Annotated in this window: 18 protein-coding genes; 9 read left to right on the top strand and 9 right to left on the bottom strand. The window is 73.9% G+C overall.

The annotated features are described in order from the left end of the window. The first annotated feature begins 56 nt into the window (after nucleotides 1-56). Nucleotides 57-1,043 (top strand): 2,3,4,5-tetrahydropyridine-2,6-dicarboxylate N-succinyltransferase, encoded by a 987-nt coding sequence (gene dapD, locus AB0910_RS29245; RefSeq protein WP_366747669.1) that lies wholly within the window; start codon nucleotides 57-59, stop codon nucleotides 1,041-1,043. Between the two features lie 67 nt (nucleotides 1,044-1,110). On the opposite strand, the gene AB0910_RS29240 is transcribed toward dapD, so the two are convergent. Next, complete coding sequence (locus AB0910_RS29240) at nucleotides 1,111-2,940, bottom strand: endonuclease/exonuclease/phosphatase family protein (RefSeq protein ID WP_366747668.1); 1,830 nt, start codon at nucleotides 2,938-2,940, stop codon at nucleotides 1,111-1,113. 282 nt (nucleotides 2,941-3,222) lie between these two features. Between AB0910_RS29240 and AB0910_RS29235 the strand changes: the two genes are divergently transcribed. Continuing rightward, nucleotides 3,223-4,746: a hypothetical protein gene (locus tag AB0910_RS29235; protein WP_366747697.1), complete on the top strand. Its 1,524-nt coding sequence runs from the start codon at nucleotides 3,223-3,225 to the stop codon at nucleotides 4,744-4,746. A 22-nt stretch (nucleotides 4,747-4,768) separates the two neighbouring features. Here the strand turns inward: AB0910_RS29235 and AB0910_RS29230 are convergent, their stop codons facing one another. Together AB0910_RS29230 and AB0910_RS29225 are read right to left on the bottom strand one after the other, a co-directional pair. After that, nucleotides 4,769-5,887 (bottom strand): hypothetical protein, encoded by a 1,119-nt coding sequence (locus AB0910_RS29230; RefSeq protein WP_366747667.1) that lies wholly within the window; start codon nucleotides 5,885-5,887, stop codon nucleotides 4,769-4,771. Beyond that, nucleotides 5,884-6,843 (bottom strand): 5-dehydro-4-deoxyglucarate dehydratase, encoded by a 960-nt coding sequence (locus AB0910_RS29225; protein ID WP_366747666.1) that lies wholly within the window; start codon nucleotides 6,841-6,843, stop codon nucleotides 5,884-5,886. Before AB0910_RS29225 ends, AB0910_RS29230 begins: the two co-directional genes overlap by 4 nt. A gap of 306 nt (nucleotides 6,844-7,149) precedes the next feature. Between AB0910_RS29225 and AB0910_RS29220 the strand changes: the two genes are divergently transcribed. Genes AB0910_RS29220 through AB0910_RS29210 form a run of 3 tightly spaced genes read left to right on the top strand, consistent with a single transcriptional unit; the run spans nucleotide 7,150 to nucleotide 10,121 of the window. Beyond that, complete coding sequence (locus AB0910_RS29220) at nucleotides 7,150-7,959, top strand: NAD(P)-dependent oxidoreductase (protein WP_366747665.1); 810 nt, start codon at nucleotides 7,150-7,152, stop codon at nucleotides 7,957-7,959. A 51-nt stretch (nucleotides 7,960-8,010) separates the two neighbouring features. Continuing rightward, on the top strand, nucleotides 8,011-9,363 hold the full coding sequence (locus tag AB0910_RS29215; protein ID WP_366747696.1) for a TerD family protein: 1,353 nt from the start codon (nucleotides 8,011-8,013) through the stop codon (nucleotides 9,361-9,363). Further along, nucleotides 9,360-10,121: an SDR family oxidoreductase gene (locus tag AB0910_RS29210; protein ID WP_366747664.1), complete on the top strand. Its 762-nt coding sequence runs from the start codon at nucleotides 9,360-9,362 to the stop codon at nucleotides 10,119-10,121. Before AB0910_RS29215 ends, AB0910_RS29210 begins: the two co-directional genes overlap by 4 nt. A gap of 115 nt (nucleotides 10,122-10,236) precedes the next feature. On the opposite strand, the gene AB0910_RS29205 is transcribed toward AB0910_RS29210, so the two are convergent. Continuing rightward, on the bottom strand, nucleotides 10,237-13,512 hold the full coding sequence (locus AB0910_RS29205) for a glycoside hydrolase family 3 C-terminal domain-containing protein (protein WP_366747663.1): 3,276 nt from the start codon (nucleotides 13,510-13,512) through the stop codon (nucleotides 10,237-10,239). 579 nt (nucleotides 13,513-14,091) lie between these two features. Next, the gene (locus tag AB0910_RS29200) at nucleotides 14,092-14,889 is read right to left on the bottom strand and encodes an IclR family transcriptional regulator (RefSeq protein ID WP_345649159.1); all 798 of its coding nucleotides are present in this window, start codon (nucleotides 14,887-14,889) and stop codon (nucleotides 14,092-14,094) included. A gap of 174 nt (nucleotides 14,890-15,063) precedes the next feature. Here AB0910_RS29200 and AB0910_RS29195 point away from each other — a divergent pair, with 174 nt between their 5' ends. From AB0910_RS29195 to AB0910_RS29180, 4 genes are all read left to right on the top strand, one after another. Then, on the top strand, nucleotides 15,064-16,596 hold the full coding sequence (locus AB0910_RS29195) for an aldehyde dehydrogenase (NADP(+)) (protein ID WP_366747662.1): 1,533 nt from the start codon (nucleotides 15,064-15,066) through the stop codon (nucleotides 16,594-16,596). A 361-nt stretch (nucleotides 16,597-16,957) separates the two neighbouring features. Then, complete coding sequence (locus AB0910_RS29190) at nucleotides 16,958-17,437, top strand: MarR family winged helix-turn-helix transcriptional regulator (protein WP_366747660.1); 480 nt, start codon at nucleotides 16,958-16,960, stop codon at nucleotides 17,435-17,437. Then, nucleotides 17,434-20,685, top strand: coding sequence for an FUSC family protein (locus AB0910_RS29185; RefSeq protein ID WP_366747659.1), 3,252 nt, complete (start codon nucleotides 17,434-17,436; stop codon nucleotides 20,683-20,685). Before AB0910_RS29190 ends, AB0910_RS29185 begins: the two co-directional genes overlap by 4 nt. A gap of 133 nt (nucleotides 20,686-20,818) precedes the next feature. Beyond that, on the top strand, nucleotides 20,819-21,469 hold the full coding sequence (locus AB0910_RS29180) for a DsbA family oxidoreductase (RefSeq protein WP_366747658.1): 651 nt from the start codon (nucleotides 20,819-20,821) through the stop codon (nucleotides 21,467-21,469). 103 nt (nucleotides 21,470-21,572) lie between these two features. On the opposite strand, the gene thpD is transcribed toward AB0910_RS29180, so the two are convergent. From thpD to ectA, 4 genes are all read right to left on the bottom strand, one after another. Continuing rightward, complete coding sequence (gene thpD, locus AB0910_RS29175) at nucleotides 21,573-22,472, bottom strand: ectoine hydroxylase (protein ID WP_366747657.1); 900 nt, start codon at nucleotides 22,470-22,472, stop codon at nucleotides 21,573-21,575. A gap of 172 nt (nucleotides 22,473-22,644) precedes the next feature. After that, the gene (locus AB0910_RS29170; protein WP_366747656.1) at nucleotides 22,645-23,040 is read right to left on the bottom strand and encodes an ectoine synthase; all 396 of its coding nucleotides are present in this window, start codon (nucleotides 23,038-23,040) and stop codon (nucleotides 22,645-22,647) included. 249 nt (nucleotides 23,041-23,289) lie between these two features. Continuing rightward, a complete protein-coding gene (gene ectB / locus AB0910_RS29165; RefSeq protein WP_366747655.1) occupies nucleotides 23,290-24,579 on the bottom strand; it encodes a diaminobutyrate--2-oxoglutarate transaminase in 1,290 nt (429 codons plus the stop codon). A gap of 261 nt (nucleotides 24,580-24,840) precedes the next feature. After that, nucleotides 24,841-25,419 (bottom strand): diaminobutyrate acetyltransferase, encoded by a 579-nt coding sequence (ectA, locus tag AB0910_RS29160; protein WP_366747654.1) that lies wholly within the window; start codon nucleotides 25,417-25,419, stop codon nucleotides 24,841-24,843. Between the last annotated feature and the right edge of the window lie 536 nt (nucleotides 25,420-25,955).

Here is a 25,955-nt window from a genome sequence, read left to right as displayed (position 1 = left end):
TCCCCACGGGCCGGGGCGGTTGGCCCGGGGCGAGCCGCTGCGGATAGGTTTTCGGTATGACCGATACGACCTCCCGCCCCTCTGGCGCGGCCGCCGCCGGCCTCGCCACCGTCGCCGCAGACGGCTCCGTACTCGACACCTGGTTCCCCGCCCCCGAACTCGTCGCAGAGCCGGGCCCCGCGGGCACCGAGCGCCTCTCCGCCGAGCGCGCGGCCGAACTGCTCGGCGACGCCGCCCGGCGCGCCGTGGGCCCCGACCCGCGCCGCGGCGTCGAGGTCGTGGCCGTGCGTACGGTCATCTCCTCGCTGGACGAGAAGCCGCTCGACGCGCACGACGCCTACCTGCGGCTGCACCTGCTCAGCCACCGGCTCGTCCGCCCGCACGGCCAGAGCCTCGACGGCATCTTCGGCCTGCTCGCCAACGTGGCCTGGACCTCGCTCGGCCCGGTCCCCGTGGACAGCCTGGAGACCGTGCGGCTCAACGCCCGCGCTGACGGCCTGCACCTCCAGGTGACCTCCGTCGACAAGTTCCCCCGCATGACGGACTACGTGGCGCCCCAGGGTGTGCGGATCGCCGACGCCGACCGGGTCAGGCTCGGCGCCCACCTCGCCGCCGGCACGACCGTGATGCACGAGGGCTTCGTCAACTTCAACGCGGGCACGCTCGGCACGTCCATGGTCGAGGGCCGGATCTCGCAGGGCGTCGTGCTCGGCGACGGCTCCGACATCGGCGGCGGCGCCTCCACCATGGGCACGCTCTCCGGCGGCGGCACGGAGCGCATCGTCATCGGCGAGCGCTGCCTCATCGGCGCCGAGGCGGGCGTCGGCATCGCCCTCGGCGACGAGTGCGTCGTCGAGGCGGGCCTGTACGTCACGGCCGGCACCCGGGTCACGCTCCCCGACGGCCAGGTCGTCAAGGCGCGGGAGCTGTCCGGCGCGAGCAACATCCTCTTCCGCCGCAACTCGGAGACGGGCCGCGTCGAGGCCCGCCCCAACAACGCGGCCTGGGGCGGCCTCAACGACGTGCTGCACGCCCACAACTGACGGCGGCAGCGGCGGTTCCGGCGGCTGCGGGGGCGCGGGGGCACACGGCCCCGCGCCCCCGCGCGCCTCACGGGCGCAGGCGCAGCACCTGCGGGTCGTGGTCGCTGTCCTGCCGGGCGAACTCCGCGTTGATGTGCACGCTGTCGTACTGGAAGTCCGTGATCGACGGCGTGGTCAGGATGTGGTCGAGCGTCTGCGTGTTGCCGTTGTAGACGTACGAGTAGCGCTCGGGCACCGGCAGCGTGTCGATGTCGTCGTCGAGCACGCCGCCCTTGGTCAGGGCCGCGAGCGTGCCGGAGAACTGGAAGTCGTTGAGGTCGCCGAGCACCACCACGTCCGCGTTCTTCCGTGCCGTGCGGATGTCCCTGACGAAGGAGTTGACGGCCTTCGCCTGCTCCTGCCGCTGCGTCTCCGACGAGCGCGTCGGCGGCTGGTGCTGCGAGGTGAGCGACTCGTCGCCGCCCTTCGAGACGAAGTGGTTCGACACCACGAAGACCCGCTTGCCGCGGAAGGTGAACTCGCCGACGAGCGGCTTGCGGCTGTCCTGCCAGGCGGCGTTGCCCGGGTCGATGCGGCCGGGGGAGAGCGTCAGGTCGGGCCCGCCCTGCGCGGCGACGACCTGCGTCCCGGTGGTGGCGTCCGCGGTGCCGCGGTCCTCGAAGGAGACCCGGGCGGGGTTGTAGAGGAAGACGTTGCGGATGTTGCCGCCCGGCTGGCCGCCGTCCTTGTCGTTCTCCGGGTCGACGGAGCGCCAGGCGTACGCGGGGCCGCCGTGCGCGGCGATCGCGTCGATGAACTTCTGCACGGTCTTGCCCGCGGAGACGGTCCCGTCGTCCTTCGCGCCGTCGTCGTCCTGGATCTCCTCAAGCGACACGATGTCGGGCGACGAGAGGTTGGTGACGACGGCGGACGCCAGCGAGTCGAACTTCGACTGCGGGTCGGTGGGCGCGAGGTTCTCCACGTTGTACGTGGCGACGGCGAGCTGGTCCTTCTTCTGCTTCGCCGTCACCTCGCGCCCCAGCCCCTTGTCGACGACGGTGCCGAGCCGGCCCGCGACGATGGTGTAGCCGCCGAACTGGTTGAAGTCGAGGGGGCCCTGGGTGGTGCCCTTGAGCCGGTCGCCCACGTTCGCGGCGGGGAACGGGCTCTGCGCCGTGGACGCCTGCTGCTGGATCTGCACCCGGCCGGTGTTCTGCTCGTCGTACGAGCCGTAGACCGTGCCGCCGCGCCGGTCGGCGTCCTCCGACGGCTTCACTGTCACCCACAGCTCGCCGTACGGGTCGCTCGCGCCCACGACGCGGGTGTCGGAGACGCTGACGTTCATGCCCTCGATGGACTCGAAGTAGTCGAGCGCGTACTGCCGTGGCTTCAGCGTGAGGCCGTTGACCGAGCCGCCGGTCGCCGCGGTGCCCGCGGGGGCGTACGCGGCGGGCACGGACCTGGCGGTGATCTTCACGGGGGCGGGCAGCGGGTCGCCCGAGGAGACGACCGCGACCTTGGCCGACGACAGCTCGGTCTCCGACTGCTCGCCCGAGGCGGCGCCGCCCGGCACGAACTCGCTGACGGTGCCCGACACCTTGACGCTGTCGCCCACGGCGACGGTCGGGTCGGAGCCGGTGTAGACGAACAGGCCCTCGCTGGTGGCCGGGTCGTCGTCGGGCTTCGGGTCCTGGAACCAGAACCCCTTCGAGCTGCCGTAGGCCCGTACGCCGGTGACAATGCCGGGCACGTCGGCGACGGGCGACCCGACGAGCGGCGAGATCCTGGTGGTGCCCTGGATGCCGTGGATGCGCACCCCGGCGGCGGACGCCGGCCCCGCGGTCACGAGGAGACCGCCGGCGAGGGCGAGGGCGACGAGGGCCGGCACGGCGGCCGTTCTCGGCGGGGAAGAGACCATCACAGACTCCGAAACTGGCAGGTGCCGGCGGAAGCGGGGGCGTGGACTTCGATGTCTTCTACGCGCGTCAATCTCGTCTCTCGGCGTCCGGTGTGTCAAGAGTGCCTGGATGTACGGGGGTTGTCGCCGCGGTGAACCCCCGCGGCGGCCGCGCCCGCAGGGGGTGTGCGGCGCGCGTGGTGAGCGGTGCGGGGCGGGAGCCCTGCGCGGTTACGCTGGGGTCGCCGACCGCCGACGCTGCGGCGCGCAGCCGTCCACCGAGGAGTGAGCCGTCAGATGTCCGTGCCCGCAGACCGCATGACCCTGCCGCCGGTGCGGCTGCCATCGGAGGCCGAGCTCGCGCGGGACGCGCTCGCCGCGCCGCTGGTCGGCCGTGCCGTGCGGCTCGCGCGCTGGGCGGGCCCCGCGACCCGGGTCGACGCGGAGGGCGAGCTCGTCCCCGACGAGCTCGCGGCCGCCGCCGAGGTGCTCGGGCTCGCGGGGGAGACGGGCGAGGACGACGCGGCCGACGCCTGGCGGGCCGCGCTCGACACCGGTCTCCTGGAGGTGGCGCGCGGCGCCGGGGCCGCGGATGACGAGGACCGCGACGAGTACGGCGGCGACAGCGGGGAGGGCGGGGACGGCGGCGAGCCCGCGGCCCGGGTCCTGCCGGGCGAGCAGCTGAAGGCGGTCACCTCGGGCAGTCCCAAGGACGTCCTCGCCTACTGGCTCGACCTGCTCGACGTGGCGCTCGTGGACGCGGCGGCCCCGGTGCTCGACGCGGCGTCCGCCGCCTTTCAGGAGGACGGCGGCTTCGACTTCGACGCGCTCGACCTCGACCCGGAGGCGGAGGCCGAGTTCCTCGACGGCGTGCTCGGCAACCTCTACCAGCTGACCGTCAGGGACGACACGGCCCCGGGCCGGGCGGCCGCACCCGTGCCGCTGCCCGCGCTCGCCGCTTCGGTGATCGTGCCCGACGACATGGACGAGCCGACCGACGACGTCCTGGAGCAGGTCTCCGACGCGATGGTCCGGCTCGACGACCAGTTCCAGGTGCTCGAACCGGTCGGCCTCGTCGCGTACACCCCCGTCGACGCGGCCCTGATGGCGGACGTCGACGCGCCCCCCGGCGAGCAGGAGGCGCCGCTGGGCGAGGACGACGTGGCGCGCTACGGCCTGGTGACGCTGACCCCGCTCGGCCTGTACGGGCTCAGGGCCAGGCTGCTGGACGCCGGCCTCGCGGCGCCCCGGGTCGGCGACCTCGCCGACCGGGACGCGCGCGGCCTGCTCGACGGCATCGCGGGCTACCCGGAGTGGGCGGCGCGCGAGGAGACCGAGCAGTGGCTCGCCGGCCGCGGGCCCGGGCAGGCGGCCGCCGCCCTGCTGGAGGCCGCGCACGGCAGGGACGAGGGCGCTCCGCTGCGCCGCCTCAACTGCCAGCAGGCGCTCGCGCTGATCGGCCCCGCCGCCGAGCCCGCGGTGCGCGGCGTGCTCGACGACCCGGAGCTCGGCGGCCTCGCGCGGGTCTGGCTCGCCGAGCTCGGCACGGGCACCCCGGTGCCGCCGCCCTCGCCCGAGCTGGTGTTCTGGCTGACGGTCGACACGATCGCGGCCCAGCTCGACGCGGAGGGCGAGCCCGACGAGCTCCAGGAGCTGGTCGAGGGCCTCGTCGGCAGGCACGCCGGGTTCTTCGACGAGGCGTGGCGGGTGGACCACCCGGCGACCGCCGACGTGCTGGAGGCGATCGGCAGGCTCCACCCGGACCGCACCCTCGCGAAGGAGGCCAGGAAGGCCGCGTTCCGCACGCGCTCCCGCAGCGGGGACTGACCCGCCGCGGGAGGGCCACGCCTCACAGCGCGCGCAGGGCCTCCCGTACGGCCGCCAGGTCGGCCGTGGAGGCGAGGCCCGCGTGGTACAGGCGCAGTTCGGTGGCGCCGAGCGCGCGGGCACGCGCCGCGTCGGCGGCGAGGGTGGCGGGGCTGCCGCCCATGCCGCCGACCACGGTGAAGTTGGCGGCCACCACCCCGGCGCCCGCGGCGGCGAACGGTTCGAGCATGCCCTCGGGGCCGCCGGCGCACGGGACGACGACGCCGTCGGCGACCTTCGCGATGTGCCCGGCGTCCACCCCGGTGTTGGCGCCGGTGCGGTGCGGGTGCGGGTCCGCGTGCAGCAGGATCCTGAACCCGGCCGGCGCCGCCGCGCGGACCGCGGCCACCACCCGCTCCTGGAAGGCGCGGGCCACCCGGCCGCGCCACCCCATGGTCCTGCGCCGCAGCGCGCCGTCGGCGTCCGGGGCGCCGTCCGCGAGCGCGGCACGCACCTCCTCGGGCGTCACGCCGTCGCCGTGCTCCGCGAGGCCCGCGCGGCAGACGGCGCAGAAGCAGACGGACATCAGGTACTGCTCGGCCTCGCCCGCGGCGAACCCGGCGGTCTTGTCGTGGGCGTGCAGGTGCGCGAGCCCGTACCAGCCGCAGGACTCCAGCTCGGTGCCCGCGGCACCGGGCCGCACGGCCGCCTCGACCGCGAGGTCGGTCAGGTACGCGGCCACCTCGGGGCGCGCGATGCACGGCGCCCACGGGTAGCGGTCGCCGTACGCGTTGACCACGGAGGTCTCCGGATGTTCGGCGCCGAGGCGGGAGTTGTGCGCGAGCACCACCCAGCTGTGCACGGCGAGGCCCGCGTCGGCGAGCGCGGCCGCGGCCTCGCCGAAGGCGTCGCCGGGCGCCCAGCCGCCCGCGGCGTACGGCCGCAGCTCCCGGCCGGCCCAGCGCTCGCCCGACGGCGGGTAGAGCACCGCGGCGTGCTCCGCCGTGACGATCCGGTGGCGCGGGTGGCGCGGGGTGACGGCCCGCGTCGAGTGGTAGGCGGAGGCCAGCGTGGCCTGCTGGACGCCGAGGTCCGCGACGCGCCCCGCGGCCGCCGCGTCGCCCCGCACGTCCCACGGGTAGAGGAAGGCGGACGCCCTCATGCGTCCTCGCCCTGCGCCCGGGCGACGAGCGCGAGGCCGTGCTCCACGATCTCCGTCAGCTCCTTGAGGTGCGCGGGCTGCGGCTCGGACAGCGGGCTGCGCACCTCGCCTACGTCCAGGCCGCGCATCCGCACGCCCGCCTTGACCAGCGAGACCGCGTAGCCGCGGCCCTTGGCGCGCAGTTCGACGAGCGGCCGGTAGAAGCCGTCGAGCAGCCGGTTCACGGTGGCGTCGTCGCCGGTGTCCAGCGCCCGGTGGAAGGCGACGGCGATCTCCGGCGCGAAGCAGAACACGGCCGACGAGTAGAGCGTGATGCCGATGCCGCGGTAGGCGAGACCGGTCAGCTCGGCGGTGGGCAGGCCGTTGAAGTAGAGGAAGTCGCGGCCGGGCTCCGCGCTGCGCACGGCGCTGACGATGCGCTGCATCAGGTCGAGGTCGCCCACGCCGTCCTTGAGGCCGACGATGTTCTCGGTGCGCGCGAGCTCCACCACGGTCTCGGGCGTGAAGACGGCGTTGTCCCGCTGGTAGACGATGACCGGCAGCTCCGTGGCCGCGGCGAGCGCGGTGTAGTGCCGCAGCAGGCCCTCCTGGTCGGCGACGACCAGGTAGGGCGGCATGGCGAGCAGACCCTCGGCGCCCGCCTCCTGCGCGATGCGCGCGTACTGGACGGCGAGCGCGGTGCCGTAGCCGGCGCCCGCGACGACGGGCACGCGCCCGGCGGTGGCCTCGACGGCGGCGGCGACGCACGCGCGGAACTCCTCGGGCGTGAGGGCGTGGAACTCGCCGGTGCCGCAGCAGGCGAAGACGGCAGCGGCGCCCGCCTCGACGCCCGCGGCGACGTGCGCGCGGTAGGTGGTCAGGTCGAGACCGCCGTCCGGGCCGTACGCGGTGACGGGGAAGAACAGCGGCCCCTCCCCGCGGGTGAGGCGGTCGGTGAGCGGGGCGGCTGAGGTCACGGAATGCTCCCTGCTGCTTCTGTGCACGTCTGTGATTTGTGTCTACATTTCTGAACGATCCCACGCTAATGGGCCCCGTCCGCTCCGGTCAAGCCGGGCGGCCCCCGATCCGGCGCCCCGCCGGGCCTCGGGCGGGTGGCGCGCCGGCCCGGTCCGATTCACGATATTCCCGCGAGGGAAGAGGGGGAACGAGGCGGCGGGGCGCCCCGAGGGCCGCCCCCTTGACGCCCCCGAGCGGCCTCCCTAGGTTGAGCGGGAACCGCTGATCATGCATATGAACAACGTTTACGGAGCTGAGTGACCGCCATGCCCGCACCTCGTACCGTCCTGCTCACCGGCGCGGCCGGCGGCCTCGGCACCCTGATGCGCGGGCTGCTGCCCGCCCACGGCTACGCACTGCGCCTCTTCGACGCCGTCCCCGTCGAGGGCGAGCCGGAGGCGATCACCGCCGACCTCGCCGACACCGGCGCGCTGCGCGAGGCCGTGCACGGCGTGGACGCGGTGCTCCACCTCGCCGGGATCTCCCTCGAATCCACCTTCGAGAAGATCCTCGGCGCCAACATCGAGGGCACGTACAACCTCTACGAGGCGGCGCGCGCCGAGGGCGTCGGGCGGATCGTCTACGCGTCGAGCAACCACGCCGTCGGCTACACCCCGCGCCCCGCCGAGGGCGGGCCGCTGGTGCCCGTCGACACCCCGCGCCGCCCCGACACCTTCTACGGTCTCTCCAAGTGCTTCGGCGAGGACCTGGCGCAGCTCTACTGGGACAAGCACGGCATCGAGACCGTCTCCGTCCGCATCGGCTCCTGCTTCCCCGAGCCGACCACCGTGCGGATGCTCTCCCTGTGGATGAGCCCCGCCGACGGCGCCCGCCTCTTCCACGCGGCCCTCACCGCCGAGGGCGTCGGGCACACCGTCGTCTACGGCTCCTCGGCCAACACCCGCCTGTGGTGGGACCTGTCGAGCGCGCGGGCCCTCGGCTACGAGCCGCAGGACGACTCGGAGCCGTACGCGGCGAAGCTCGTCGCCGAGCAGGGTGAGCTGCGCCCCGACGAGCCCGACCACGCCGGGCTCGGCGGCCCCTGGGTGTCCCACCCGCCCCTGTGGCCGCGCTGAAAGTAAGGGAACGGCAAAGCCGGGCCGCTCGTTACGCCTGGCATGACTGAGATGACCCCGGGCTCGAACCTCCCGCTCCCGACCACCCGCGTGACGGTGGACGTCGCGGCGCCCGTCCGGCTCGACGTGTCGGCCCTGCTGCTCACGGCCGCGGGCAAGGTCCGCTCCGACGACGACTTCATCTTCTACAACCAGCCCGCGGGCCCCGGTGTCACCCACCGCTCGGGCGGCGGCTCCGCGCCCGACGCCATCGCCGTCGACACGGCGGCCGTGCCCGCGGACATCGAGAAGATCGTCGTCACGGCGAGCCCGGACGCGGCGGGCGCGACCTTCCAGGGCACGGAGCCCACCGCGACGGTCCGGGGCACCGACGACGGAACCGCCGTCGGCACGTTCACCCCGCCGCGCCTCGGCGCCGAGACCGCGCTGCTCGTCGTGGAGCTCTACCGGCGGGGCGACGCGTGGAAGGTGCGCGCCGTGGGCCAGGGGTACGCGAACGGGCTGGCCGGGATCGCCACCGACTTCGGCGTCTCGGTGGACGAGGACGACGCGGCCCCCGCCGCACCGCAGGCCCCTGCGGGCCCGCCCGCACCGCCCGCACCGTCCGCACCGCAGGCCCCGGCCGCTCCGCAGGCCCCCGCAGGCCCGCCCGCCGCGCCCACGCCCGGCGCCTGGCCCGCGGCCGCGCCGGCCGCGCCGCCCGCCGCCCCGCCCGCGCCGCCGACCCCCTCGTACGACCCGGGGGCGGCGGCGGGCGGCGCGCCCACGCCCCCGCCCGCCGCGCCCGCGCCGGCCTCCGCCCCCGGGCCAGCGCCCGCCTCCGGCGGGCGGATCAACCTGGACAAGGGCCGCGTCGACCTCCGCAAGAACCAGACGGTCTCGCTCGTCAAGGGCGGCCGCCCGCTGCTCTCCCAGGTGAAGATGGGCCTCGGCTGGGAGCCCGCGTTCCGGGGCAAGGACATCGACCTGGACGCCTCCGTCGTCGCGTTCGGACCCGACCGCAAGCACCTCGACAGCTGCTACTTCGGCCGGCTCAGCATCCTCGGCGGCGCGGTCAAGCACTCCGGCGACAACCTCACGGGCGAGGGCGCGGGCGACGACGAGGTCATCGTCGTCGACCTCGGCAGGGTGCCCGCCGAGGCCACCGGGCTCGTCTTCACCGTCAACTCCTTCTCCGGGCAGAAGTTCACCGAGGTCGCCAAGGCGTACTGCCGCCTCGTCGACGCCACCACCGACGAGGAGCTCGTCCGCTTCGACCTGACCGGCGCCGAGCCGCAGACAGGCGTCATGATGGCCAAGTTGATCAGGCAGTTCTCGGGAGAGTGGGAGATGACGGCGATGGGTGACTTCGTGAAGTCCCGTACGGTGCGCGGCATGGTCAAGCCAGCGGCGCAGGCGCTGTGACCGCGGCGGGCCGCGGCGTCCTCGTCACCGGCGCCTCGGGCGGCCTCGGCCGGGCCGTCGCCGTGGCGTTCGCCGCGCAGGGCGACCGGGTCGCCGTGCACTACGGCAGCCGCGAGGAGGGCGCCCGCGAGACGCTCGGACTCCTCGCGGGCGGCGGGCACGCCCTGGTCGGCGGCGACCTCGCGGACCCGGCGGGCGCCGCCCGCGTCGCCGACCTGGCCGACGAGGGCATCGGCGGGGTGGACGTGCTGGTCAACAACGCCGCGGTGAACGACGCGCATCCGCCGCTGAGCACGCCGTACGAGGAGTTCGCCGCGCACTGGCAGCGCCATGTCGCGGTCAACCTCACCGCGCCCGCGCTGCTCGCCCACCGGGTCGCGGGGCGGATGGTGGAGCGCGGCGTGCGCGGCAGGGTCGTCAACGTCGGCTCGCGCGGCGCCTTCAGGGGCGAGCCCGACTACCCCGCGTACGGCGCGTCCAAGGCGGGCCTGCACGCGCTCGGCCAGTCGCTCGCGGTGGCGCTCGGGCCGCACGGCATCGCCGTCGCCTCCGTCGCGCCCGGCTTCATCGCCACCGACCGGGTCGCGCACCGGCTGACCGGCGCCGAGGGCGAGGCGATCCGCGCCCAGAGCCCGTTCGGCCGGGTCGCCACGGTCGAGGAGGTCGCGGCCGCCGTCCTCTGGCTCGCCTCGGACGGCGCCGAATGGGCGTCGGGCACCGTGCTCGACCTCAACGGCGCCTCGTACCTGCGGACCTGAGCCGTACGGCTCCGACCGCGTGAAGGGCAGGGCCCCGCAGGAGTGCTCCTGCGGGGCCCTGCCCTTCAAGGAGCCGCGCGGGGTGGGCGGGCGGGCGCCACCGCGCGCGGCCGTCTCAGGTGACCGTCCAGACGAACGTCGTCGCGGCCCGCGCCCCCGCGGGGGTGGTCGCCGTGACCGTCACCGTGGCCGTGCCCTTCTGCGTGGCACGCCCGGTCACCACGCCGTCCCGCGTCAGGGACAGGCCCTTCGGCAGGCCGGACGCCGTGTACGCGGCGTCCGCGGCCGACGCCTTCACCGGCAGCGACACCTTCGCGCCCGCCGGGCTGCTCATCCCCTGCGGATCGGCGATCTTCAGCGAGCCGCTGGTGCCGCCCACCGCCTGCGGCGCCGCCTTCGCGGCGGCCGTCGCGCCGGCCGCCGAGACGTTGAGCGTGCCCGTCAGCGGCAGGTTCCGCGACGAGTCGCCCACCTGGACCCGGAAGGCGCCCGACGGCGTCTGCCAGGCGTTCGCCGACGTCGACCAGTACGCCAGGTCGTGCGGGGTCAGTGTGAACGACACCTGCGCGCTCGCCCCCGGCTGGAGGTCCACCCGCTGGAAGCCCTTCAGCTGCTTCGCCGGCTCGCCCGCGGCGGGGGAGCCGAGGTAGAGCTGCGCCACCTCGGCGCCCGCGCGCGACCCGGTGTTCGTCACGGTCGCGGTGACCGTGCGGTTGCCCGCGCCGTCCGCCCCGCCGATCTGGAGCCCGGAGAAGCCGAACGACGTGTACGAGAGGCCGTAGCCGAACGGGAAGAGGGGCTCGATGCTCTTGTCGTCGTACCAGCGGTAGCCGACGTCGAGGCCCTCCGAGTACTGCACGTTCGTCCCGTTGCCCGGCCACTGGGCGGTGGTGTGCGCCGGCACGTCCGCGAGGCTTTTGGGGAACGTCACCGGCAGCTTGCCGGAGAAGTCGTCGTCCCCGTACAGCAGCCGCGCGAGCGCCGTGCCGACCTCCTGGCCCGCGTACCAGTTCTCCACCACGCCCTTGACCTGGCCGAGCCACGGCATGGTCACCGCAGAACCGGTGTTGAGCACCACGATGGTGTTCGGGTTCGCGGCGGCCACCTGCGAGATCAGCGTGTTCTGCTGGCCCGGCAGGTCGATGCTGGTCAGGTCGGTGCCCTCCTGCTCGCCATAGCTGGCGAACACGATCGCCACGTCCGACGACCTGGCGAGCGCGACCGCGGCGCCGGTGTCCGTGGCGTCGTTGTACTGCACGTTGACGCCGGAGCCCGCGCGGGCCTTGATGCCGTCGAGCGGGGAGACCGTGCCGGAGCTGGTGGCGGTGGCGCTGCCGCCGCCCACGCTCTGCACGCCCGCGCCGCCGTCCGTGCCCAGGATCGCGATGGACTTGGTGGACGAGGTCAGCGGCAGGACGTTGCCGCCGTTCTTCAGCAGGACCGTGCCCTGCTCGGCGACCTGCCGCGCGGTGTCCTGGTGCGCCGCGGAGGTGACCGTCGCGCTCGGGGACCCGGTGTTCTTCTTGTCGAAGAGGCCGAACGCGAACATCTGCGTCAGCACCCGGCCCACCATCGTGTTCAGCGTGTCCTGGCTGACCTGGCCGTTGGCCAGGGCCTGCGCGAGGAAGTCGGCGTAGAAGTAGCCGCCGGGCATCTCGATCGTCATGCCGTTGTTCGCGGCCTTCACGGTCGAGTGGGCGCCGCCCCAGTCGCTGGTGACGAAGCCGTCGAACCCGGCCTGCTGGTAGAGCGCCGTGTTCAGCAGATAGCCGCTGTCGCAGTCGTAGTCGCCGTTGACCGTCGCGTACCCGCACATCACCGACGCCGCGGCGCCCTTGCCGACGACCGACTGGAACCCGGGCAGGTAGATCTCCTGGAGGGTCCTGGTGTCGACGATCGCGTTGTCGGCCGGGCCGTTGCGGTTGGTCTCCTGGTTGTAGACGGCGACGTGCTTCGGCTCCGCCATCACGCCCTGGCTCTGCAGGCCCTGCACGTTGGCGGTGGCCATCGAGGCCGTCAGGTACGGGTCCTCGCTGTACGTCTCGAACGCGCGGCCCCAGCGCGGGTCGCGCACGATGTTCAGCGTCGGGCCGAGCGCGACGCCCGCGCCCTTGCCCGCGAACTCGGCGCCTGCGACCGCCCCGTACTGCTGCACGAGCGACGGGTTCCAGGTGGCCGCCGACGAGACGGCGGACGGCAGCTGCGTCACGCCGCCCATGCCGTCGCCCACGCCGCTCGGCCCGTCCTGGAAGCCGACGTCGGGGATGCACAGCGACGGGATGCCGGAGAGGTTGCCGATGTACGGCGACGCGTTGCCGTTGCCGTGCAGCAGCGAGATCTTCTGGGCCTGCGTCATCTCGGCGAGCACCTGGCCGACCCGGGTGGCGACCGGCGCGGTCGAGCCCACCCACGGGCAGTCCCCGTTGCCGCCAGAGGGCGGCGCTGTGCCGCCCGGTGTCAGCACGGTGAACTCCCACAGCGAGTAGCCGTACGGGGTGGCGCGCTGCGTGCCGTACATCCGCAGGTAGCGGGTGCTGGTGGGGGAGAAGGAGATGTTCTCAGTGCCGCCCTTGCCCGACGTGGTCGAGTAGACGCTCGTCCAGTCGGTGCCGTTGTCCGACACCTGGATCTGGTACGCGGTCGCGTACGCGGCCTCCCAGGTCAGCTGCGCGCCGCAGACGGTCGTGGCGGCGCCCAGGTCGACCTGGATCCACTGCGGGTCGCTCGCCTCGCTCGACCAGCGGGTGCCCGCGTTGCCGTCGAAGGCCGCGCCCGGCGTGAAGCTCTGGTCCTGCACGGAGGACGCCTTGGCCGGCTTGCCGAGCGCGGCCGTCGCGGTGCCGCACGGCTCGGCGCCGCCGGTGTCCCGGGACGGGCCGTAGACCTGGAACTCCCACAGGGAGTAGCCGAAATCCGTGGCGCGCTGCGTGCCGTACATCCGCACGTAGCGCCCGGAGCCCGAGACCGGGACGGTCTGCGTGCCGCCGGTGCCGTTCGCCGTCGAGTAGACGGTCGTCCAGTGGGAGTTGTCGGTGGAGGTCTGGATCTGGAACGCCTTCGCGTACGCGGCCTCCCAGGTGAGCGTCACCTGGGAGAGTGCCTGTGCCGAGCCCAGGTCGACCTCGATCCACTGCGGGTCGGCGCCCTGCGCGCTCGACCAGCGGGTGCCGGAGTCGCCGTCGACCGCGGCGGACGCGGGGAAGACGCTGTTCTCGGCCGACGAGGCCGTGGCGGTCCTCCCCTGCGACAGGAGCACGGGCCCGTCGGCGCGGGAGTCGGTGGCACCCGCGCCGAGCAGTGTGCTCGCCGCGAGCACGACGAAGCCGAGGAGGAGGGCGAGTCGCGCGCGGGACGACGGGGCGCGGCTGAGGGTTCTTGGGGGATGGGGCATGGGGGTTCGCCTCTCGTCAGGAGAGCGCTCTCAAAGGGTGAGCCGATAATGTGGCGTTGGCCGGTCCGCGTCAAGAAGATGAACGTCTTTCGGGACGGACGGAGTGGGGGCCGCCAAGTTGTGAACACGGCGCGCGGGGCGCGCGGGGCGCGCCGCGGGGCCCGGCTTGGGGGCGGGCGTCGTGTGCGGGCCCCGAACCGGGGCCGGACGGGCCGGGCGCGTCGGGCTCGTGCGGCGCCGGGGTGCGGCCGGGCGGGCGTCGGCCTGGGCGGCTACCGGGGCGGGGGCGCGGGGGCGCCGGGTTCGCGGGGCGGGTGTTGTGCGGTCCCGGGACGAGGGCCGGGGGCGGTGGGGCTGGGGCCAGTGGGGTTGAGGCCCGGCGCCCGGCCTCTGGGGGGCGAAGGGCGGCCGTCCCGGGCGGGTTGCGCCGGGGGCCGCCGACTTCCGGGGGCGGGCGGTGGTGCCGGGCGGGGCGCCGGGCGGTCCCGCGTCGCGGGTGCGGGAGCGGGTGTCGCGGCGGCGCCCGGGGCCGCGGGGGCGTCGGGCGGGCGAGGACGGAGCTGCGCCGGGGCGTGGGGGTCAGAGGTGGCGGGTTGCCATCGTGAGGCGGTCGCGGGCGTCGAACAGGGCGTCCCGCACGGTCTGCTCGTGCGCGGGCGTCAGCCGCGCCACCGGCACCGAGCAGCTGACCGCGTCCCGCGCGGGCGTGCGGTACGGGATCGCGATGCCGAAGCAGCGCAGGCCGAGGGTGTTCTCCTCGCGGTCGACCGCGTAGCCCTGCTCCCGTACCGCGTGCAGCTCCTCGATCAGCTTCTCGCGGTCCGTGATGGTGTTCTCCGTCAGCGCGGGCAGCTCGGCCGGCAGCATCGAGCGGACCTGCTCGTCGCTGTACGTCGAAAGCAGCGCCTTGCCGAGCGAGGTCGAGTGCGCGGGGAGGCGGCGGCCGACCCGGGTGAACGGCCGCAGATAGTGCTGCGACTGACGAGTCGCGAGATAGACGACGTTGGTGCCGTCGAGCCGCGCCAGGTGGATCGTCTCGGCCGTGTCGTCCGACAGCCGGTCGAGCGCGGGGCGGGCCGCGGCGACGACCTCGTCGCCGTCGATGTACGACGTGCCCACCAGCAGGGCGCGGACCCCGATGCCGTAGCGTGTCCCCGTGGCGTCCGTCTCCACCCAGCCGAGCTCGACCAGCGTGCGCAGCAGCATGTAGAGGCTGGACTTCGGGTAGCCGACCGCCTCCTGCACGGTGGCGAGCGAGTGCATGCCGGGGCGCCCCGCGAAGTACTCCAGCAGCTCAACCGTCCGTACGGCCGACTTGACCTGGGCCCCGCCCGTCCCGCCGGCCCCGACCGCCCCGCCTGTCTCCGCAGCCGCCATAACGCCTCGCCTCGCCCCTTCTCCCTGACCGCTCTTGACGGCCTTGACCCCACAGAACGCCGGAAATAGAGTCCCTGAAGATTCACTGTCGGGAATCATGTTCAGAATAGCGAACACTGACGATGGCAGTTCCGGAACGGCCCGCAGGCCCAGGCCCTTGGGAAGGAAGCCGCGGTGGCAGCAACACCAGTCTGGAGTGTCGACCCTCGCACGGGGAAGGAGCGCGAGCACGTAGCCGACGAGGCGACACCGGAAGAGGTCGACCACGCGGTACGCAGGGCGCACGCCGCCCGCGGCGCGCTCGCCGACCGCACGAAGCGGGCCGCGCTGCTGCGCACCGCCGCCGACCTGCTGGACGAGGCGGGCGAACACGTCATCGAGGCGGCCGACGCGGAGACCGCGCTGGGCCCGGCCCGGCTCACCGGCGAACTCGCCCGCACCTCCGCGCAGTTCAGGGCGTTCGCGGAGGTCGTCGACGACGGCTGGTTCCTCGACGTGCGCATCGACCACGCCGACCCGCAGCGCACCCCGCCGTGGCCCGACCTGCGCCGCTACAAGCTGCCGCTCGGTGTCGTCGCCGTCTACGCGGCGAGCAACTTCCCGCTGGCGTTCTCCGTGCCGGGCGGCGACACCGCGAGCGCGCTCGCCGCCGGCTGCCCCGTCGTCGTCAAGGGCCACCCCGACCACCCGGCCACCTCCGAGCTGTGCGCGTCGGTGATCCGCCGCGCCGCCGCCCAGGTCGGCCTGCCGGAGGACGTGCTCATCCTCGTGCACGGCTTCGACGCGGGCGTCGCCCTCGTCAAGCACCCGCTGGTCGCGGCGGCCGGCTTCACGGGTTCCGTACGCGGCGGCCGCGCGCTGTTCGACGCGGCGGCGGCCAGGCCGGAGCCGATCCCCTTCCACGGCGAGCTCGGCTCCCTCAACCCCGTCGTCGTCACCGAGGCGGCCGCCGCCGAGCGCGCCGACGAGATCGGCGCCGGGCTCGCGGCCTCGATGTCCTCGGGCGTCGGCCAGTTCTGCACCAAGCCGGGCTTCGTCCTCGCCCCCGCGGGCGAGGCGGGCGACCGGCTGCTCACGGCGCTGACCGCGGCCGTCAGCGAGACCGAGCACGGTGTCATGCTCGACCACCGCATGCGTGACGCGTTCATCGCGGGCATCGAGAAGCGCGCCGCGCTCGACGACGTGACCGCGCCGGTCACGCCGGGCGCCGGCAGCGAGCACACCGTCAGCGCGGGCTTCCTCACCGTCCCCGCCGCCCGCCTCACCGGTCCCGGCGACCACGACCTGCTGCTGGAGGAGTGCTTCGGCCCGGTCACCGTCGTCGCGCGCTACACGTCGGCGGACGAGATCTCCGCGGTCCTCTCCCGGCTGCCGGGCAACCTCACGGCGACGCTGCACCTCTCCGACGGCGAGGGCGACGGCAGCGTGCCGGGCGCGGGCAGCCTCGTCGAGGCGCTGACCCCGCTCGCCGGCCGGGTCCTCGTCAACGGCTGGCCGACCGGTGTCGCCGTCGCCGACGCGCAGCAGCACGGCGGCCCGTACCCGGCCACCACCTCCACCTCCACCTCGGTGGGCGCCACCGCCATCGAGCGCTGGCTGCGCCCGGTCACCTACCAGTCGACGCCGCCCGCCCTGCTCCCGCCCGAACTCCGCGACGGCAACCCCCTCGGCCTCCCGCGCCGCGTCGACGGCGCCCAGGAGAAGTAACCCGCAGCACCCCCCCCGCCGGGCCGCGGACCCCAACGGGTCCGCGGCCCGTCGGCATGTGGCACCGGGCGAAGGCGCCCCAAGCGTCATCGGGTGACGCAGTGGCGGGCGAGGGAGAGGTCGAGGGCGGCGTCGTTGCTCGCGAAGCGCCCCGGTCGCGCCCCCGCCTTCGGCCGCCGAGGCGGTCCGCCGTGCACCCCGCCGTGATTCCGCTCACGCCGTCGCACGCGCGGACGGGTGCGACGGAGCGGGGCAGGCCGGGCGGGACAGGGGGTGAGGGTGGGCTGGGGGAGGCGCGGGGGTTGACCGTGGGGGTGCGGGGCGGTATTGGAGGCCGGGCGAGGTCTTATATAATTGCTGTATGCATTCATCGCCGGTGCCCGACGAGCAGCGCGTCGTCGCCGCTGCCCGTGGCCTGCTCAGGTCCATCGGCCGGCTCTCCCGCGACCTCTACCTGGCGGGGGACTTCGGCCTCTCCCGGAGCCATGTCTCCGTGCTCGACGCCCTGGAGGCGCGTGGCCGACGCGTCACCGAGCTCGCCGCCGACACGGGTCTGACCCAGCCCCGGGTCACCGTCGTACTCCAGGAGCTGACCGAGCGCGGGCTCGCCGAGCGCACCCGGTGCGCCACCGACCGCCGCGCCGTCGACGCGGCCATCACCCCCGAGGGCAGCCGCTACCTCGACGAGGCGCGCCGCCGCATGGCCGCCGCCATCCACTCCGGGCTCGCCGCCCAGGGCCGCGGCCCCGACGACTCGGAGCGCGCCGTCCTCGCCGCGCGCGCCGCCGTCTCCACCCTTCTCGACGCCCTGCACACCCCGATCGAAGCGGAGGTCAGTTGACCGCCCCCGTCCGCACGACGACCGCCACCACGGCGGACCCCGACACGTCCCCCACCCGGCACCACGCCACCCACCACCCCCTGCCCATAGCGCCCCGCCGCGTCGGCGGGCCCCGCCACTGGTGGGACTGGGTCCTCGCGGCCGACCCCGGCCTCGGCCAGCTCCAGGCCGGCTGGCGGTCCGTCATATCCATGATCGCGGCGCTCGCCGTCGGCTACGGCATGTCCGTCGCCGTCGGGCTGCCCGCGATGCTCGGCATGACTGTCGGCGGCATGATGGGCCTGATGAGCGCCTTCGCGGTCGCGGAGAACACCGCGCCGCGCCTGGCCCGCGCCATCCTGTGGATGCCGTTCCCCTTCTCCGCCGTCCTCCCGCTCTCGGCGACCCTGAGCGACAACCGCCCCCTCGAACTCAGCCTGATGGGCTTCGGGCTCGCGCTCACCTTCTTCCTCGCCAGGTTCGGCACGCTGTACCTGCTCACCGGCATGATGATGTTCAACTCGTTCATGGTCGGCATGATGGCCGGCATCCCGGTGAACCTCTGCTTCAAGGCCTTCCTCGTCGCCCTGGTCTCCTGCGCCGGCGTCCTCGTCGCCCGGCTCGTCTTCTGCTACCCGATGCCCCGCGAGGACCTGCTGCGCACCCAGCGCGCCTTCGTCGTGGAGGCCCGCCGCGTCGCGGACGCCGCGGTCGCCGCGCTCGACCCCGACGCCGACCACGACACCGCCGTCAAGCGCATGCGCCGCAGCCTGCGCCGCCTCAACATGACAACCGTCATCATCGACGGCCGCCTCGCCCAGCCCGAGGTCGCCGCCGACCCGGGCACCGCCGAACTCCTGCACCGCCACCTCTTCGACGCGGAACTCGCCCTCCAGGGCATCGGCCAGGCCGTCCAGCAGCTCACCCGCCTCAAGATGACGCCGTCCCTGCGCGAGACCGTCGTCGTCGGGCTCGTCATCGCCCGCGGCACCCCGCTCGGCCGGGCCGGCGCGCTGCGCCCTGCCGCCCAGCTCATCAGGCAGCAGGCCGCTGCCGTGGCCGCCGAGGGCCCCGCGCTGACCACCGACGAGGCCGAGGCCGCCGTGCTCGCCGAGCGCGTCGGCCGGCTCCTCGACTCGCTCGCCGAGTCCCTCGCCCACTGGCTCGGCCTCGGCCTCGACACCCCGACGACCCGCGCCAAGGTCCCCTTCCAGCCGACGATCGCGCTGGAGCAGAACCGCCCCGCCGGCACCGGCGCCGTCGCCCGCCGCCTCGCCGACGCCCAGGACGTGAAGGGCTGGCGCCGCCTCCTCCCGTACCTGCGGCTGCCGCTGCACGCGGGCGTCGCCGTCGCGATCGTCATGCCGATCTCCGACGCCATCGACCCCAGCCGCTTCTACTGGGGCCTGGTCGGCGTGATGATCACACTGTTCGGTACGAACACCACCCACGACCGGGTGCGCAAGTTCGGCCACCGCATGGTGGGCACCGCCGTGGGCGCCGTCATCGGCATCGTCCTCCTGCACCTCATCGGCCCCGGCCACGTCTACGCGACGCTCGCGGTCATCGTCGGCAGCCTCGCCTTCGGCGCCTGGGGCATGCAGCGTGCGTACGCGCTCTGGGCGGTCGGGCTCGTCACCGCGCTGGTCCAGCTGTACGGGCTGACCACGCCCTACAGCGGCATGGACCACCTGCTGGCCGAGCGGCTCCTGGACAACGCGATCGGCATCGCCGTCGCCACCGTCTGCGCGGCGCTGATCTTCCCCGTCTCCAACGGCCGCCTCATCCGCGAGGCCGAGCGCGGCTACGCCGCCGCGATCCAGCAGCTGATCACGCAGGTCGTGGAGCGCTGGAAGGACCCGGAGGCCCCGGTACGGCTGCGCGGCGCAGCCCGCGGCGTGGACGCCGCACTCTTCCAGATCCAGGGCGTGGCCCGGCCGCTGATCAAGATGCCGATCGGGGTGCGGGGGCCGGACGGCGCGAACCGTCTCGCGCTGCTCACCAACGCCACCGGGCACGCACGCGCGCTCGCCGCGGCCGCCGACATCGACATCGACCTGGCGCCGCAGCTCGCGGGCCGGATCGAGGAGATCATGCGGACGTTCACCGAGTCGCTCGGCGCGCTCGACCGGCGCTTCGCCACCGGCGGGCCCGAGGACGCCTGGGTGCGGATCGACCCCCTGGTGTGCGAGCTGGAGTCGGAGCTCGGCACCCCGTCGGGGCCGCGCGGCGAGCAGTTGGGGACCGCGCTGCGCGAGCTGAAGGCGCTGGACGAGACCCTGGCGGGATACGCGCAGGCCCGCGGCCTGAAGGTCGTGACAGCCGCCGGCTTCGGCCGCGACCCGCGCGAGGCGGCCGCACCGGTCCGCGCGGCGATGCCGTCCTGGGCGAAGCCCACCGCCGCCGACCTGGCGGAGACGGCGGCGGCCGCGGAGGCCGCCCCGGCCCAGGCCGCCGCCCGGGCCGCGGCGCAGAGCGCCGCCCTGCGGGCGGCCACCGCGCAGGGCCAGGCCGTACGGGGCGCCTCAGCGCCGCCGCGGCCCGGCGCCTCCGGTGCCCAGCCGGGCGGCGTGCCCACGCAGCGCCCCCCGCACTCCCGCCCCCCGGGCACCACCGGCCCCAGCGGCATCACCGGCACGGTCGGCACCACCGGCGCGCACGGCGCCACGGGCGCCACAGGCGCCACCAGCACCAGCGGCACGGTCGGCACCAGCGGCGCGTACGGCACCACCGGCATCACCGGTACGGCCGGCGCCCCCGGCGTGTACGGCTCCTCCGGCACCAGCGGTGCGGCGGGCGCCCCCGGCGTGCACGGCGCCACCGGCCCCACCGCGCCGACCGCACACCACCCCGCCCCCGCCCGGGCCGTACCGCCCGCAGGGCGCGCCGCACCGCAGGCCGGTGCCGTACCGCCCGCAGGACAGGCACAGGCACACGCCGCGCAGGCGGGCGCCGCCGCCGGCCGCCGGCACGCCGCGCCCGCGGCGTACCCCGCGGCCGGCGCGGTGACCGTCACCGGGACGCTGCGCTGCGCCCGGCACCCCGGCGGCTGCGACGCGTGGATCACGGTCGTCAGCGACCGCGGCAAGCGGCGCGCGGGCGTGCGCGCCGTGGGCGGCGGCTACCGGATCGAGGGCCTCGAACCCGGCCGCTACACGCTGATCGCGGCGGGCGCGGCGCACCGCCCGCGCGCCGACTACCTGTCGGTGCGGCAGCAGGACGGCGAGCTGCGCCACGACATCGACCTGGACGCGGAGCCCCGCCCCTGACCCCGCCCCGCGCGGGAATGCCACGGCGCCCGCCGGACGTTGACCGTCCGGTGGGCGCCGTCGTCCGTCCTGGGCGTTCGTCCCGAGCATTCCCCAGCACCTGAGCAACCGAGAGAAACGGACCCGGATACCCATGCGCGTCGAGATCTGGAGCGACATCGCCTGCCCGTGGTGCTACATCGGCAAGGCGCGCTTCGAGAAGGGCCTCGCGGCCTTCGCGGAGCGCGACGGCGTCGAGGTCGTGCACCGGTCCTTCGAGCTGGACCCGGCCGTCGCCCCCGCGCCGGGGGAGACCGTCGTGGACCTGCTGGCCGCGAAGTACGGGCGCTCGCGCGAGGAGGCGCAGGCCATGGAGGAGCAGGTCGCGTCCAACGCCCGCGCGGAGGGCCTCGGTTACCGTACCGAGGGCCGCGACCACGGCAACACCTTCGACCTCCACCGGGTGCTGCACCTGGCCAAGGAGCGCGGTGTCCAGAGCGAGCTGCTCGACCTCGCCTACCGCGCGAACTTCGCCGAGGAGCGGTCCGTGTACGCGCCGGACACCGTCCTCGCGATCGCCGCAGACGCGGGTCTCGACGAGGCGGAGGTGCGGTCGGTGCTCGGCGACCCCGACGCGTACGCGGACGCGGTACGCGACGACGAGCGCGAGGCCGCAGAGCTCGGCGCGAACGGCGTGCCGTTCTTCGTGCTCGACCGGCGCTTCGGCCTGTCGGGCGCGCAGCCCGTCGAGGTGTTCACACAGGCGCTCCAGCAGGCGTGGGAGAGCCGCGCCGCCGCCGTCTGACACCGGCGCGCACGCCTCCGCCGCGGTGCGCGGGCGCGGCGAAGGGGGCGGCGACCCGGTGGTCCGCCGCCCCCTTCCCGTACGCGCCCCGCGGCGCGGTTGCTCAGCGCACGGGCGTGAAGTCCCGCGAGCCGATGAAGTCCGGGCGCGGCACCGGCGCGGCGAACGGCTCGACCGCGCTGTTCTCCACGCTGTTGAACACGATGAACACGTTGCTGCGGGCGTACGGCGTGATGTTGTCGCCCGAGCCGTGCATGCAGTTGCAGTCGAACCAGGTCGCCGAGCCTGCCTTGCCGGTGAACAGCTTGATGCCGTGCGCGTCCGCCATGGTCGTCAGCGCCTCGTCCGACGGGGTGCCCGCGTCCTGCATCTGGAGCGACTTCTTGTAGTTGTCCTTCGGCGTCTCGCCCGCGCAGCCGAGGAACGACATGTGCGAGCCAGGCATGATCATCAGCCCGCCGTTGGTGTCGAGGTTCTCGGTCAGCGCGATCGACACCGAGACGGCCCGCATGTTCGGCAGGCCGTCCTCCGCGTGCCAGGTCTCGAAGTCCGAGTGCCAGTAGAAGCCGGAGGCGCCGAAGCCCGGCTTCAGGTTGATCCGCGACTGGTGCACGTACACGTCGGAGCCGAGGATCTGCCGGGCGATGCCGACGACCCGCTCGTCCCGCACGAGCGAGGCGAACACGTCGCTGATCTTGTGGATCTCGAAGACGGACCTGATCTCCTGCGAGCGCGGCTCGACGATGGAGCGCTCGTCGGCCCGGATCGCCGGGTCGGTGGTCAGCCGCTCGGTCTCCGCGCGGAAGCGCTCCACCTCGGCGGGGCCGACGAGCTGGTCGATCGCGAGGAACCCGTCGCGCTGGAAGGCGCCGAGACCGGCCGGCTGGATCGGTCCCGGAGCGTCCGGGGCCGACCAGACGACGGGGTCCTGGCGCGGGGTGACGACCTCGGTGGCGCCGCGGGTGGGGTAGAGGTCCTTCGGCTTGGCTGGGGCGGTGGTCATGGTCTTCCTTCCTCGGTATTCCGGGTTCCGGTGGAGTACCGGTGCTGCTCTGTTCCCGTCGTGTCCTTCTGTTCCGTCCGTCCCGCGGGGTGCCGCCCGCCGTGCGGCCGGCGGCACCCCGCGGGACAGTCCACGGCGCCCCGCCCGCGCGGGCGGGGCGCGCTGCCCGGGGTCAGTCCTCGGTCAGCAGCGGGTAGACGCCGTTCTCGTCGTGGTCCTCCCGGCCCGTCACCGGCGGGTTGAACACGCAGATGACGCGGAAGTCCGACTTGGGCCGCACGGTGTGGTGCTCGTGCCCGTCGAGCAGGTACATCGTGCCGGGCGTGACGTCGTGGACCTCGCCGGTCTCGTCGTTGGTGACCTGGGCCTCGCCCTCGACGCAGAGCACGGCTTCGATGTGGTTCGCGTACCACATCGACGTCTCCGTACCCGCGTACATGGTGGTCTCGTGCAGCGAGAAGCCCACCTTCTCCTTGGCGAGCACGATGCGCTTGCTCTCCCACGTACCGGACGTGGCCTTCACATGGCGGTCGGTGTTCTCGATGTCCTTGAACGATCGGACGATCACGGTACTTTCTTGCCTCTCTCTGTACAGACCTGCGGACCTGCGGGTGCCCGGGGACGGACCGGGTGCGGGACGCGCCGCACCGGCCGGGTACCCGGGCGGCACGGCGCCTCCCGCACCCGGTCCGTCCGTCCGGCGGTGGCCGGGCGGACGGACCGTGCAGGTCTCCGGTCTTCTCCTGTGGGGTTCTCGCTCCGGCCCGGCCACACGGCACGAACGGTTCTGCACCGTACGGCCGCGCGGTCGGCCCGGTCAGACGGCGGCGGCCGGGACCCGCGCGGTGTCCCGCACGGCGCGCGCCAGCGTGCGCAGGCCCTCGTCCAGCTCCTCGGGCGTGACGGTCAGCGGCGGCAGCAGCTTCACGACCTCGCTCTCGGGACCCGACGTCTCCAGCAGCAGGCCGAGCTCGAAGGCGCGCCTGCACACGGCGTTCGCCCGCGCCTTGTCGCGGAACTCCAGGCCCCATACGAGCCCGCGCCCGCGGAACTCGGCGTCGCCGCCCGCGCTCTCCGCGCAGATCTCGGCGAGCGCCTGCTCGACCTGCTCGCCGCGTGCGAGGGTCTGCTTCTCCATCTGCCCGTCGGCCCAGTACGTGTTGAGCGCGGCGGCGGCGGTGACGAAGGCGGGGTTGTTGCCGCGGAAGGTGCCGTTGTGCTCGCCGGGCTCCCAGATGTCGAGCTCCGGCTTGAACAGGCAGAGCGACATCGGCAGGCCGTAGCCGCTGATGGACTTGGAGACGGTGACGATGTCGGGGACGATCCCGGCCTCCTCGAAGGAGAAGAACGGGCCGGTGCGGCCGCACCCCATCTGGATGTCGTCCACGATCAGCAGCATGTCGTGGCGCTCGCACAGGTCGGCGAGCGCGCGCAGCCACTCGGGCCGCGCCACGTTGATGCCGCCCTCGCCCTGCACGGTCTCCACGATCACGGCGGCGGGCTTGTTCAGGCCGGAGCCGCGGTCCAGGAGCAGCCGCTCGAACCAGAGGAAGTCCGGCACGCTGTCGTCGAGGTAGTGGTCGAACGGCATCGGCGTGCCGTGGACCAGCGGGATGCCTGCGCCCGCGCGCTTGAAGGCGTTGCCGGTGACGGCGAGGGAGCCGAGCGACATGCCGTGGAAGGCGTTGGTGAAGGAGACCACCGACTCGCGGTCCTTCACCTTGCGGGCCAGCTTCAGCGCCGACTCGACGGCGTTGGTGCCCGTCGGGCCGGGGAACATGACCTTGTACGGCAGGTCGCGGGGGCGCAGGATCACGTTCTGGAAGGATTCCAGGAACGCGCGCTTCGCGGTGGTGGCCATGTCCAGGCCGTGCGTGATGCCGTCGCGCTCGATGTAGTCGATCAGCGCGCGTTTCAGCACGGGGTTGTTGTGGCCGTAGTTGAGTGATCCGGCGCCGGCGAAGAAGTCGAGGTACGAGTGGCCGTCCTCGTCGGTGAGGCGGCTGCCCTGCGCGCGGTCGAAGACGGCAGGCCAGCCGCGGCAGTAGCTGCGCACCTCGGACTCGATGGTCTCGAAGACGCTCAGGGCGGGCGGGGTGATGGTCACGGCGATCTCCTGCGGTGCAGAGAACGGAGGCTTCATGGGCCAGGTGCGGCGTGGGGGGTCTCGGGGCCGCGTCGGTCGAGTGGATCGCACAGATCCCGCGGCTCATGGTCGGACTTGCTGCTGGTGGGGTGGGCTCGTAGGCGGGTCGGAATCGGATCGGACAGGGATGGGACCTGGTCGGTTTCGGTACCGGGTGCCTGTGCCGCGCGTACCGCGGCGGGCCGGTGTCAGCAGCCCGCCGTGGTGCGGCCCGGCGGGGGATCAGCCCGAGGTCAGCGGGCCGATGCGGTAGAGGACCTCGGGCGCGTGGGCGCTCGACCCGTCCTCGGGGAACAGTCCGCCGTCGAAGAGGACCTCGCGGTCCAGCGCGGCACCGCGGCGTGCGGCGTACGCGGTGAACATGCGGTCGGACGGGACGTTGTCGGGGGTCACCGTCGTCTCGATCCCGGTGATGCCCAGGTCGCGGACGACCCGGTCGGTGAGGGCGTCGAGCAGGGTGCCCGCGATGCCCTTGCCGCGGTGCGCGCCGTCGACGGCGACCTGCCAGACGACCAGGATCTCGGGCCGCTGCGGCCGTACGTAACCGGTCACGAAGCCCATCGGCTCGCCCGCGGCGTCCCGTGCGACGACGGACGTGTCGGCGAAGTCGCGGCACCACAGCAGGTAGCTGTACGAGGAGTTGAGGTCGAGCACCTCGGAGTCACGGGCTATGCGCCAGATCGCGGCTCCGTCCTCGACTCGTGGGGTGTCGATCACGAAAGCTCCCGGGGAGCCCGGGGAACCTGGGGCCGAGGTGAATTCGCTACTGGCACCTGCAAGGTCTGCTTGTGCGGCGGTCATACGGATTGAATTTACCGAGCAATTTAAAAACATGCATCCGGGCAAGGGGTTGGGTGATGCGCGTTGATGTGTTATTGCGCGGGCGCGGGCGGTCCCTGGCCGGAAGGCGAATGAGGGCGATTTGTGGTGGATTTTTCGGGCAAATCGCTGCGCCTTGTGGACTCGGTCACAAGTGGATGACGGGCGTAAATGTGTCCGAATTACGCTGAACATCCTGTCGAAACCTGTGTGTTTAGCCTCGGAGAAACCGGGCACAAGCATTACGGGAAGCTGCTCGTAAAAGAGCGGGAATTCCTATCCTCAACTTAACATATTCTTCGTGCCGTATGGCGCGGGAATTCTGCTCGGAAACCACAGAAGCATCATCGGGCGCCACGAGGCGTGAGGACGCGCCGGTGGCGGGCCCCCTCGCGGGATGCGGAGCACGGGCGCGAGCGGGTGCCCGCGGCGGATCGCACACGGGTGGGGGCGGTGCCGGGACCCCCGCCCCCCCCCCCCCCGCGGTTGCCGGGAAGGCCCCCGGCCCCCCCCCCGGC

This window comes from Streptomyces sp. NPDC047002 (assembly GCF_040704505.1).
In the GTDB taxonomy this organism is placed as follows: Bacteria; Actinomycetota; Actinomycetes; order Streptomycetales; family Streptomycetaceae; genus Streptomyces.
Note: the sequence above shows the minus strand (reverse complement) of the source record. Positions and strands in the feature narration are given on the sequence as shown.

What these genes read in the sequence shown, in the direction of transcription:
- dapD (WP_366747669.1), top strand. Translation starts at nt 57, where the DNA reads ATGACCGATACGACCTCCCGCCCCTCTGGCGCGGCCGCCGCCGGCCTC.
- AB0910_RS29240 (WP_366747668.1), bottom strand. Translation starts at nt 2,940, where the DNA reads ATGGTCTCTTCCCCGCCGAGAACGGCCGCCGTGCCGGCCCTCGTCGCC.
- AB0910_RS29230 (WP_366747667.1), bottom strand. Translation starts at nt 5,887, where the DNA reads ATGAGGGCGTCCGCCTTCCTCTACCCGTGGGACGTGCGGGGCGACGCG.
- AB0910_RS29220 (WP_366747665.1), top strand. Translation starts at nt 7,150, where the DNA reads ATGCCCGCACCTCGTACCGTCCTGCTCACCGGCGCGGCCGGCGGCCTC.
- AB0910_RS29215 (WP_366747696.1), top strand. Translation starts at nt 8,011, where the DNA reads ATGACCCCGGGCTCGAACCTCCCGCTCCCGACCACCCGCGTGACGGTG.
- AB0910_RS29205 (WP_366747663.1), bottom strand. Translation starts at nt 13,512, where the DNA reads ATGCCCCATCCCCCAAGAACCCTCAGCCGCGCCCCGTCGTCCCGCGCG.
- AB0910_RS29200 (WP_345649159.1), bottom strand. Translation starts at nt 14,889, where the DNA reads ATGGCGGCTGCGGAGACAGGCGGGGCGGTCGGGGCCGGCGGGACGGGC.
- AB0910_RS29190 (WP_366747660.1), top strand. Translation starts at nt 16,958, where the DNA reads ATGCATTCATCGCCGGTGCCCGACGAGCAGCGCGTCGTCGCCGCTGCC.
- AB0910_RS29180 (WP_366747658.1), top strand. Translation starts at nt 20,819, where the DNA reads ATGCGCGTCGAGATCTGGAGCGACATCGCCTGCCCGTGGTGCTACATC.
- thpD (WP_366747657.1), bottom strand. Translation starts at nt 22,472, where the DNA reads ATGACCACCGCCCCAGCCAAGCCGAAGGACCTCTACCCCACCCGCGGC.
- ectA (WP_366747654.1), bottom strand. Translation starts at nt 25,419, where the DNA reads ATGACCGCCGCACAAGCAGACCTTGCAGGTGCCAGTAGCGAATTCACC.